This window comes from Vicinamibacteria bacterium (assembly GCA_035620555.1).
In the GTDB taxonomy this organism is placed as follows: domain Bacteria; phylum Acidobacteriota; class Vicinamibacteria; order Marinacidobacterales; family SMYC01; genus DASPGQ01.
Genome location: DASPGQ010000569.1, coordinates 1 through 10,518 on the forward strand (window position 1 = coordinate 1; position 10,518 = coordinate 10,518).

The 10,518-nt window shown below is 63.9% G+C and carries 10 protein-coding genes and 1 pseudogene; 4 read left to right on the forward strand and 7 right to left on the reverse strand.

Annotation, left to right across the window (positions count from 1 at the left end; translation table 11 throughout):
* A partial coding sequence (locus VEK15_22995) for a M28 family peptidase (GenBank protein HXV63587.1) occupies window positions 1-814 on the forward strand: 814 nt, incomplete at its 5' end.
* A gap of 1 nt (window position 815) precedes the next feature.
* Here VEK15_22995 and VEK15_23000 read toward each other — a convergent pair.
* Window positions 816-1,469 (reverse strand): uracil-DNA glycosylase, encoded by a 654-nt coding sequence (locus tag VEK15_23000; protein ID HXV63588.1) that lies wholly within the window; start codon window positions 1,467-1,469, stop codon window positions 816-818.
* Between the two features lie 251 nt (window positions 1,470-1,720).
* On the opposite strand from VEK15_23000, the gene VEK15_23005 reads away from it, so the two are divergent.
* On the forward strand, window positions 1,721-2,938 hold the full coding sequence (locus tag VEK15_23005; protein ID HXV63589.1) for an alpha-hydroxy acid oxidase: 1,218 nt from the start codon (window positions 1,721-1,723) through the stop codon (window positions 2,936-2,938).
* Between the two features lie 2 nt (window positions 2,939-2,940).
* On the opposite strand, the gene VEK15_23010 is transcribed toward VEK15_23005, so the two are convergent.
* From VEK15_23010 to VEK15_23035, 6 genes and pseudogenes are all read right to left on the reverse strand, one after another.
* Window positions 2,941-4,287, reverse strand: coding sequence for a serine hydrolase (locus VEK15_23010; GenBank protein ID HXV63590.1), 1,347 nt, complete (start codon window positions 4,285-4,287; stop codon window positions 2,941-2,943).
* 72 nt (window positions 4,288-4,359) lie between these two features.
* Window positions 4,360-5,136 (reverse strand): annotated as a pseudogene (locus VEK15_23015) (ATP-binding cassette domain-containing protein).
* The gene (locus VEK15_23020; GenBank protein ID HXV63591.1) at window positions 5,133-6,143 is read right to left on the reverse strand and encodes an ABC transporter ATP-binding protein; all 1,011 of its coding nucleotides are present in this window, start codon (window positions 6,141-6,143) and stop codon (window positions 5,133-5,135) included. Before VEK15_23020 ends, VEK15_23015 begins: the two are co-directional and overlap by 4 nt.
* Before the next feature lie 10 nt (window positions 6,144-6,153).
* Entirely contained in the window at window positions 6,154-7,695 is a 1,542-nt protein-coding gene (locus VEK15_23025) for a methylmalonyl-CoA mutase family protein (GenBank protein HXV63592.1), read from the reverse strand.
* A 10-nt stretch (window positions 7,696-7,705) separates the two neighbouring features.
* The gene (locus tag VEK15_23030; GenBank protein ID HXV63593.1) at window positions 7,706-8,233 is read right to left on the reverse strand and encodes a tRNA (cytidine(34)-2'-O)-methyltransferase; all 528 of its coding nucleotides are present in this window, start codon (window positions 8,231-8,233) and stop codon (window positions 7,706-7,708) included.
* The gene (locus VEK15_23035; GenBank protein ID HXV63594.1) at window positions 8,214-8,615 is read right to left on the reverse strand and encodes a hypothetical protein; all 402 of its coding nucleotides are present in this window, start codon (window positions 8,613-8,615) and stop codon (window positions 8,214-8,216) included. The genes VEK15_23030 and VEK15_23035 overlap by 20 nt, the downstream gene beginning before the upstream one ends.
* A gap of 64 nt (window positions 8,616-8,679) precedes the next feature.
* On the opposite strand from VEK15_23035, the gene VEK15_23040 reads away from it, so the two are divergent.
* Together VEK15_23040 and VEK15_23045 are read left to right on the forward strand one after the other, a co-directional pair.
* The gene (locus VEK15_23040; GenBank protein HXV63595.1) at window positions 8,680-10,098 is read left to right on the forward strand and encodes an amidase; all 1,419 of its coding nucleotides are present in this window, start codon (window positions 8,680-8,682) and stop codon (window positions 10,096-10,098) included.
* Between the two features lie 58 nt (window positions 10,099-10,156).
* Window positions 10,157-10,357, forward strand: a complete 201-nt coding sequence (locus VEK15_23045) for a hypothetical protein (protein ID HXV63596.1) — start codon at window positions 10,157-10,159, stop codon at window positions 10,355-10,357.
* Window positions 10,358-10,518: the final 161 nt, after the last annotated feature.

Here is a 10,518-nt window from a genome sequence, read left to right on the forward strand (position 1 = left end):
CGGCGCCGATGACAACGCCTCCGGCGTGGCGGGTGTCATCGAGCTGGCGCGCCTGTTCTCCAAGATCGAAGATCGGCCTCGAGGTATCGTCTTCGCCGCTTTCGCCGGTGAAGAGATCGGACTACGCGGCTCTTCTCATTACACGTCCCATCCAGTGCTGTCACTTTCGAGCACGGTGGCGATGGTGAATCTCGACATGATCGGGCGGCTGCGGCACGGCCGTTTGTTCCTTGCCGGTCTCGATTTGGTTCCCGAGCTCTCGGACTTGGTGCAGACCAGCCTCGATGACGAGGGCCTCTTTCTTTCGAGGCGATTCTCGGGAGCGGATGCGAGCGACCACGCGCCCTTCGTACGCGCCGGCATTCCCTCTGTCTTCTTCTTCACCGGCCTCCACGGCGATTACCACAAGCCGACGGACGACCCCCAGTTCATCAGCTATGAAGGGATGGAGCGCGTTCTCGAGGTGAGCTATCAGCTCGTGGATTACCTTCTGAACGCGCCGAGTCGGCCGGCGCGTCCGATGCCCACCGCGCCGGGCGATGATGGTCCAACCCCCTATTTCGGCGTCGGGGTAGACACCAACTTCGCCGGCGATGGGGTTCGCTTCGCCTATGTCGCCAGCGGCGGCCCGGCCTCGGAGGCAGGGCTCCTGCCAGGCGACGTGCTGGTCGAGATCGAGGGACGCCCGGTGAAATCGAGCGAAAGGGCGTCAGTCATCCTCCAGCAGTTCCGGCCGGGAGACCGGGTGAGCGCCAAGATTCGCCGCGACGAGCAGGTACTCGAGGTCGTGGTCAAGGTCGCGAAGTGGCCCTGACTTAGGAGGCGCTCTTTCGTGCCGTCCGGAATAGCCCGTTCTGCTCCAGGTAGCGCCGGAGGTGCTTCACGTGTGACCACATCGCCGGCTTGAGCTTCGCGTTGTATAGAAGAGCGGCGGGGTGGTAGAGAACCATGAACTGGATGCCGGGGTAATCGTACAGCGTAAAGAATTTTCCCGCTTCGTCCCCCATCTGGAACGTCGACTTGGACTTGTCGATGTGCTTGAGGGCGGTGGCCCCGAGCAGCAAGATCACTTTGGGCTGGACGAGCTCGATCTGGCGCTTCAAATAGGGAATGCACTCCGCCGCCTCTTCCTGCTTCGGACTGCGGTTCTCGGGCGGGCGGCATTTCACGACGTTGGCGATCAGCATGTCGCGATTCGTGTCGATCCCGACGGCGCTCATGATCTTGTCGAAGAGCTGACCCGCGCGGCCTACGAACGCGAGACCCTGGCGGTCCTCCTGCTCGCCCGGTCCCTCGCCGATGGTCATGATGTATGCCCTCGGGTTCCCGCGGTCGACGACGATCGTCGACCGCCCGCGGTGCAGGGCGCACTTGGAGCACTCGCTCGTCTCCAGACGCTTCTTGAGCTCTTCGTAGCTCGTCGCGCCGAGAATCGTGTTGCTACCGGGATCGAAGAGGTCGAACTGCATCGAATCGTGTCTGTGAGGTTCGCGTATTTATACCATCGAAAGCGACTCGATGCACGGCGGAAGTGGGTCGAGGTCTAGTCAGCAGGCTGATGAAAAAGTGCAGTCCAGCCTGCGCGAGCGGAGCGAGCCCGGCGCGCTTGCCGCGCCGTAGGCATCCCGAGCCGTGGCGGCACGATCTATTACGGGTCCCGCCACGGCATTGAGCACTCTAAAGTAGTCGGAACGGCACCGACCGTGATAGAAGGCGCGTCATGAAGCGCCCGAACAAGACAGAATCACGGCGGCAGCTCCTCAAATTCCTCGCAGGGAGCCCGGCGCTCGCCTATCTGGGGTTTCCCGCGCTCACGACCGTCCAGTCGACGCGCCGCTACGCGGGCCGGGGCGATGGCCTCATCGCGTCGCCCGAGGATGCCGTCAACGTCTTCGACTTCGAGCGCGTGGCGGAAAAGGCCCTTCCACCGGCACATTGGGGCTACCTCGCTACCGGGACGGACGACGACGCAACCATTCAGGCGAATCGAGACGGGTTCACGCGATTCCAGCTTCGCCCGAGACGGCTGGTGAACGTTCGCGAGATCGACCTGTCGGTGGACGTGCTGGGAACGCGCTGGCCCACGCCCATCGTCATCGCCCCCACCGGCAGCAACGGTGCGTTCCACGCCGAGGGCGAGATTGCCGTCGCCCGCGCCGCGAAGGCCAAGACCCACCTGCAGATGCTCTCGAACGTCTCGTCCCACTCGGTCGAGGAGGTGAACGCCGCTCGAGGGGAGCCGGTATGGTTTCAGCTCTACCCGCGCGCCGGCTGGGACGTCACCAAAGCGGTCGTCTCACGGGCCGAGAGGGCGGGCTGCCCCGCCATCGTGCTCACCGTCGATCTCCTCGGCGGAAGCAACCGCGAGACGGTGAAGCGGTATGCGATGAAGGACGAAAGGGAGTGCTCGGTCTGTCACCTGGACAAGAGGAACACCCCGAACTACGACGTGCTCGAGCTTCCCGACGACGACGACTACCCCGAAAGCCTCACCTGGGACTACGTGCGCCAGGTTCGTGACCACACGACGATGAAGGTCCTGATCAAGGGAATCGTCACCGCCGAGGACGCGCGTCTCGCGGTCGAGGCGGGCGTCGACGGCATCATCGTCTCGAACCACGGCGGCCGCGCCGAGGCGAGCCGCCGCTCAACCATCGAGTGTCTCCCCGAGATCGTGGATGCCGTTTCCGGACGCATCGCCGTCCTGATCGACGGCGGCTTTCGCCGGGGAACCGACTTCTTCAAGGCTCTCGCCCTCGGAGCCACCGCCGTCTGTATCGGGCGGCCCTACCTCTGGGGCTTGTCGGCCTTCGGGCAGGCGGGTGTGGAAGCGGTCCTCGATGTCTTGCGCCGCGAGCTCGAGATCGTGATGAAGCAGTCGGGAACGACATCGATCCGCGAGATCACCCCGAAGCACGTCGTGGCTGCGACGCGTTAGCCTCACTCCCCCCAGGCTTCAACGAGCTTTCGGGCGATGTCGCCAATCGTTTCCTCGACGTGCACGAAGTCGCCTCGATTCTGGTTGACGTAGACCGAGACCACCGTGGGTCCCCCGGGATGAAAGAGAATCCCGACGTCGTTTCCCGCAATCGGAGGCCAGTCGCCCGTCTTGTGGGCGATCGCGATCCCTCGTGGCAGGTGTCGGGGAAGCCGCGAGGCGTAGAACTGCCGCTTCAGGATCGCGATCATCTCGTCGCTCGATTCCCGGCTGGCGAGCTCTCCCGCCAGAATCTGCTCGAGAAGCCGGCCGGTCTCGCGCGCCGTCGTCCGGCCCAGCCACTCGTCGGGGTTTCCCTCGAATGCGAACGATCGCTCGAATGCTCCCTCGTCCGAAGGAAAGCCTTTCTCGAACACCTGGGCGTGGGACAGCGACGCGTTCTTCGGATCCAGGAGCACCCAAACCCGGCGGAAGAGCTCTCCGGTCGTTCGGAGAAGACGCGTCTCGTAACCCCGCTCCGCGAGAAGCGCGTTCACCCGCTCGAGACCCACCTTTTCGATCAAGATATCGGTGGCGGTGTTGTCGCTGGTCACGATCATCTGGGTTGCCAGGTCGCGGTAGGTCGGCGTCAACCCGGGGGCGAACGTCTGTAGAAGGCCGCTACCCCGTCTCCGGTCCTCGGGTCTCACGAGATAACGCTCGTCGAGATCGAGCCGCCCCGCCTCTTGGTCTCGGTAGGCGAGGACCAGGATCGGGACCTTGATGACGCTCAAGGTATTCATCGGCTCGTCGGCACGAATGGCAATCTCCCGTCCGCTGGGAAGATGCTTCGCGTAGAGGGAGCTCTTGGCTTCGAGGGCGTCGAGCATGCCCCTAAGCTCGCGGGTAAGGGGGGATTCGGGCTCGGATGCCGGCGTGGCGGGTATCGACGTGTAAGCGATGGACGCGATCTTCCACGTTCCGTCCCTTCGCACGAGAGTGAAGTAATCGACTCCGGAAGACACGACTCCCTCGTCTCTCACGATCTCGAAGTCGGCGCGAACGAAAGCGAGCGTGCCGCTTTCCACCCGCACCTCCACGTTCGAGAGAACCTCGCGAAACGGTCGGGTGTCCGGGGCCTCCCGGAGCTCCTCGAGCCATTCGCGCAGGTTCACCGTGCGGTGAACGAAGCCGCTTCTCGTCGATCGTGCCGTGGTGACGTTGGCATCGGGAGTGAAGTACTGCTCGAGCGCATAGTGGCGCAGCCCTCCCAGAAGGTCGAGAAAGTGCTCGACCGAGCGGCGGACCTCGGTGCTTTCGTCGGCGGAGGCCGTGCCAGCAAGGGCGAGGAACAAGCACAGTTGCTTCATCGCATCTTCTCCTCGAGGGCCGATTCTACCGCCGGCGGTTTCGCCGCTGCACGAACGTCGAGGTCAGGCTCCGGGAATCGAGGACAGGAGCATGCGCGTGTGCTCGTGCTGGGGATCGGTGAAGAGATCGACGCGCGAGCGCAGCTCGACGATCCGGCCGCGATTCATCACCGCGACCCGATCGCTCACATGCTCGACGACCCTGAGATCGTGGGCGATGAAGAGGTAGGTGAGAGACAGCTTTTCCTGCAAGTCGAGCAGGAGGTTGAGGATCTGAGCCTGCACCGAAACGTCGAGTGCGGTGACGGGCTCGTCGGCGACGAGGAACTCCGGCTCGAGAGCGATCGCCCGGGCGATGCCGACGCGCTGACGTTCGCCTCCGGAAAGCTCGTGGGGGTAGCGTCCGGCTAGCTCGGGCTTGAGGCCCACGAGCCGCAGAAGCTCGATGGCCTTGTCGGCGCGCTCGGCGCGCGAGCCGATGCGGTGGATGGTCAAGGGCTCACGAACGATCGACCGCACCGTCATCGTTGGATTCAAAGAGCTGTAGGGATCTTGAAAGATAATCTGCATCCGGCGGCGCAGCTTCCTCAAAGGCTCCCGTGGCAGGGCGAGCACGTCGAGGCCGTCGAAGCGAACGCTGCCCGAATTGGGCGTCAGGAGCCGAAGGATGAGCCGGCCCAGGGTGCTCTTACCCGAGCCCGACTCGCCGACGAGGGCGAGCGTTTCCCCGCGCATGATGTCGAGGCTCACCCCATCCACCGCCCGGACGTCATCCACGTGTCTTTTGAGAAGCCCCTGGCGAACGGGAAATCGCTTCACCAGGTCGCGGATCTCGACCAGAGCGCTCACGAACGGGCCTCGATCGCGTCCAGGACGGCCTGGTTTCGATAGCAGGCGCTCCGATGGTCACCCGAGTCCTCCACGCCGGCGAGAGAAGGGACTTCACGGTGACAGGGCTCGAACTTCACCGGGCAACGGGGCTCGAACGCGCAGCCAATCGGCAGTGCGGCCAGATGCGGAACGGTTCCCGTCATGGCGGCCAGCCTCCGTTTGCCGGGAGCCGCGCCCCGGGATCGGGGAAGCGACTCGAAGAGGCCCTCGGTATAGGGATGTTGCGGAGCCTCGAGGATTCTGGACGTGGTCGCCTCTTCCACGATCCGGCCCGCGTACATCACCGCGACCCGTTCGGCGTTTTTGCGCACCAGGGCCAGGTCGTGGGTGATGAGGAGCATGGCGAGCTTGCGCTCCTCCTTGAGCTTTTGAAGCAGGTCGAGGATCCTCGTTTGCAGGGTCGCGTCGAGAGCGGTCGTGGGCTCGTCGGCGATGACGAGCTCGGGATCGCACGAGATCGCCATCGCGATCAGCACTCTTTGTTTCATCCCCCCGCTCAGCTGGTGGGGATAGTCTTTCACCCGGCGCTCGGGCTCGGGAATCTTGACTTCGCGCAGGAGCTCGATGGAGCGATCCCGAGCCTCGGCCCGGGACAGGACGAGGTGGGTCCTCAGCGTTTCCGACAACTGGGCGCCGATGGTACGCACGGGATTGAGCGCCGCCCCCGCCTCCTGAAAAATGAATCCGATCTCCTTGCCGCGGATTCTCCTCAGAGGCTCTCGGTCCATGTCGAGGACGTTCTTCCCCTTCCAGAGAATGCGGCCGCTCTCGAACCAGCCGTTCGCGGGAAGAAGCCGTATGACCGAGAAGGCGAGCATCGATTTGCCCGACCCGGATTCACCGACCAGCGCCAGGGTCTGGCCCTCCGATAGGACGAGCGAGACGTCGTTGACGGGTCGAATCAGTCCCGTGTCGGTCGGCAAGCACGTGGTCAGCCGTTCTATCTGGAGAATCGGAGTCGCCATCTCGAGCGGCTCAGCCAGCGCGGTGCTCCCCGAATACCCGGCGCATCCGGTCGGCGATTTCACCCAGCGTGCCACGCGCTTCCACCGCTTCCAGGATCACGGGCACGAGATTGCGGTCCGTGCTCGCGGCGCGCTCGACGGCGTCGAGGGCTTCCGATGCCCTGGACGCGTCGCGAATCTGACGCATTCTGCGGATGCGCTCGATCTGGGATTTTTCGACGGCGGCGTCGATCGAGAACGGCTCGATCGAGACCGGCTCGTTCGATTCGAAGGCGTTGACCCCCACGACGATGGCTTCTCTCGCCTCGGTTGCCTTCTGAAAGCGATAGGCGGACTCGCGAATCTGCTGCTGAGGCCAGCCCCCCTCGATGGCCCGAAGAGCGCCCCCCCTCCGGTCCAGCTCCCGGAGAATCGCTTCGGCCTCGGTCTGAATCTCATCGGTGAGCGATTCCATGGCGTAGGAGCCGCCGAACGGGTCCACCGTTCCCGCCACCCCGCTTTCGTAGGCGATCACCTGCTGGGTCCGAAGAGCGAGCTCGGCCGTCTCTTCGCTGGGAAGCCCAAGGGCCTCGTCGAGAGCGTTGACATGAAGCGATTGCGTTCCCCCGAGAACGGCGGCGAGTGCCTGGAGCGTCGATCGAATCACGTTCACGTTGGGCTGCTGGGCCGTCAGCGTAGAGCCGGCCGTCTGAGTATGGAAGCGGAGCATCTGCGCGCGGGGGTTCTTCGACGAGAAACGGGCGCGCAGGATCTGGCCCCACATGCGCCGCGCCGCCCGGAATTTTGCGATCTCCTCGAGGAAGTTCCGATGGGCGTTGAAGAAGAACGAGAGCCTTTGGCCGAAGTCGTCGACGTCGAGTCCGGCGCCGACCGCCGCTTCGACGTATGCGATGCCGTGGCCAAGGGTGAAGGCGAGCTCCTGGGCCGCCGTGGCTCCGGCCTCACGGATGTGGTATCCGCTGATGCTGATGGGATGAAACCGCGGGAGCTCTCGTCTGCTATAGGCGATGACGTCGGTCGCCAGACGCATCGAGGGGCCCGGCGGGTAGATATAGGTTCCTCGCGCCACGTACTCCTTCAAGATGTCGTTTTGCACCGTTCCCGAGAGTTTTTCGGGAGCGACGCCTTGCTTGCGACCGACGGCAACGTAGAGTGCGAGGAGAATGCTCGCCGTGGCGTTGATCGTCATCGATGTGGACACGCGATCGAGGGGAATTCCTTCGAACAGCGTCTCCATGTCCTCGATCGAATCGATGGCGACCCCGACCCGGCCCACCTCGCCCCGGGCGAGGTCATGATCGGAGTCGTATCCGATTTGCGTGGGCAGATCGAATGCCACCGAAAGCCCACTCTGCCCCTGGTCCAGGAGATAGCGGTAACGGCGGTTCGACTCCGAGGCGGTCGCGTACCCGGCGTATTGCCTCATCGTCCACAAGCGGCCGCGGTAGCCCGAGGGATGAATCCCGCGGGTGAACGGCGGCTCGCCCGCTCGCCCCAGTTTCTCCTCGGGATGCCACTCGGCGAGGTCCTCGGCGCTGTACTGCTCTTTCACTGAAGAGATGCTAGCCTCGATCTCCCGTCGGTGCCAGTCCGGAAACGAGTTGGCCCGAGCCCGCCGAACGCCACTGCCGCAGGACTTCGTAGAGGGCGACTCCTACCGCCGTCGAGAGATTCAACGCCCTTACATTCCTGTTTTCCATCGGCAGCGAGACGAGCCGATCCCGATGGCGGTCCCGTATCTCGCGGGAGAGTCCGCGGGTCTCCGAGCCAAATACGAGAACGACGCGAGGGGGGTACGCGACGTCCCAAAGGGTGCGCTCGGCGTCGGGAGTGAAGAAGAACGCCTCCCCGAGGTTCGAGATCGCTCCTTCGAATTCTCGGAAGCTGCTCCATGTCTCGACCGACACCTGTGGCCAGTAGTCCAGACCCGCACGGCGCACCTCTCGGTCGTCGAGCGAGAAGCCGAATGGCTGGATCAGGTGCAGCGTGGCGCCGGTCGCGAGGCACGTGCGGCCGGCGTTGCCGGTATTCCAGTGGATCTCCGGCTCGACGAGCGCGACGTGCAGCGCTCTAGCGGGGTGATGGAGCACAGACGTAGCGGCAGAAGACGACACTCCCTCCCCAGACCTCGGAGCGAGAAAGGTCGAGCGGACAGATCTCGTCGTGCTCCTCGATGTCGTCCTCGAAGAAGAGCGGACAGCGATTGGCGGTCAAGGGCTCGGTCCGGCCCCTGGCTGGGGCGGCGTAGGTACGCGAGCGGGCTACGAGCCCGACACCGTGGGTGTCGGCCCAGCTTCGGAGCTCTTTCAGCAAGAGCTCGACGCGACGACGCGCCTCGGCGGTGGTAATCTCCAAGTCTTGCGTGGCTTGTACGATTGCCTGCGCCTTTTCAAGAAGCTGCCTGCGCTCATGGAGAGCCGCGTTCTCCTGGCTTGCCGTCAGAGCGTTGAACAGCAAGAGGAAAGGGATCATGGAGACGAAGCTTAAACGAATCACCCCGGAAGCGTCCAGGTTGACGAGCATCCGATAGACGGGAATGAGCCCATCCCCGCTGTGTTTCCTCCCGGCGCGCGAGCTCGCCCGCCTCGTTCGCGTGAAAGAAGTCTCGGCGGTCGAGCTGCTCCAGGCGCACCTCGACCAGATCGAGCGCGTCAACCCGAAAGTGAACGCGATCGTAACTCTCGTTCCCGAGCTCGCTCGTGAACGCGCGCGTTTGCTAGACGAGAGAGCGATGCGAGGTGAGAGCCTCGGGCCGCTCCACGGAATCCCCCTGGCCGTCAAGGACCTGGAGCGGACGCGAGGCATCCGAACCACCTTCGGCTCTCGTATCTACGAGAATCACGTCCCCGAGCGGAGCGCGCTCTTCGTCGAACGGCTCGAGGCCGCAGGCGCCGTCGTTCTCGGTAAGACCAACACTCCCGAGTTCGGTGCCGGTTCTCAAACGTTCAACTCGGTGTTCGGGCGCACTCGAAACCCCTACGATCCGACGCGGACGTGCGGCGGAAGCAGTGGCGGTGCGGCGGTCGCACTCGCGTGCGGAATGGTCCCTCTCGCCGATGGGAGCGATCTCGGAGGATCGCTCCGGAATCCGGCCGCATTCTGTAACGTCGTAGGCCTTCGGCCATCGCCCGGCCGCGTACCGCGCTATCCGGTGGTCGATCCCTGGAACAGCTTGAACGTGCTCGGACCGATGGCGCGCACGGTGGCGGATGTCGGACTGCTCCTCTCGGTCATGGCGGGTCCTGATCCCCGGGACCCGATTGCTCTCGCCGAGCGGGGCGAAGTCTTCCGCGAGTCGCTCGAGCAGGACTTCCGGGGGACGAGAATCGCCTGGAGCCCCGACCTCGATGGCTTTCCCGTGGCGCGCGAGATCGTGGAAGCTCTCGAGGATAGCCTGCCCGTATTCTCGGAGCTCGGTTGCGAAGTGGAGCGGGCCAGCCCCGACTTGCGCTGGGCGCCGGAGATTTTTCAGACGCTGCGGGCACACGGCTTCGCTCTCGCCCATGCCCATGAGCTCGAGGAGCATCGCGCGCTGATGAAAGACACCGTGATCTGGAACATCGAGAAAGGGCTCGCGCTGACTGCGAGCGAGCTCATGCGCGCCGAGCGAGGGCGCGCCGCTCTCTTTCATCGCATGCGCGAGTTCATGGAGACCTACGAATTTCTCCTCCTTCCCGTCACTCAGGTGCTGCCATTCCCCATCGAAGTCGAGTGGGTGCGCGAGATCGAAGGAGTCACCATGGAAACCTACATCGATTGGATGAAGAGCTGTTACTTCATCAGTCTCACGGCTCAACCCGCTCTCTCGGTGCCGGCCGGGTTCTCCGAAGCCGGGCTTCCCGTCGGACTCCAGATCGTGGGCCGTCACCGGCGGGAGCTCGACGTGCTCCGGCTCGCCCACGCCTTCGAGGAAGCGACCCGGTTCAACGAGCGCCGACCGCCGCTGGCGTTGTGAATGTCTCCATCACCTCGCGGTGAGATCCGCAGGGTCCGCTCGAAGCAAGGAGGGATACATGGACAACGGATCAATGACTTGGGTAGGAATGCTCATCAGTTGGGCACCGATTCTAATTGGAATCGGCTTCCTGGTTGTTTTCATGCGCAAATATGGGCAGCAGCAACAGTCGTCCTTTGAACGCAACCTTGTTTTCATGGAACGAGTGGAGCAACTGCTCGAACGGATCGCCGTCGCTGTCGAAGACGAAACACGGTAACAGTTGCCCGACGGACCAAAGAGCTACTTCCGTTTCCGTATCCGCGTCCTTAGCTCGGGCTCCATGCGTCGAAACCACTCTCTCTTGAATGAGCCCCGGAAGACAGGAAACCAGTAGAGATTCTCTCCCTCGAAGTGGATGTAGACGATCCGATCCTTCTG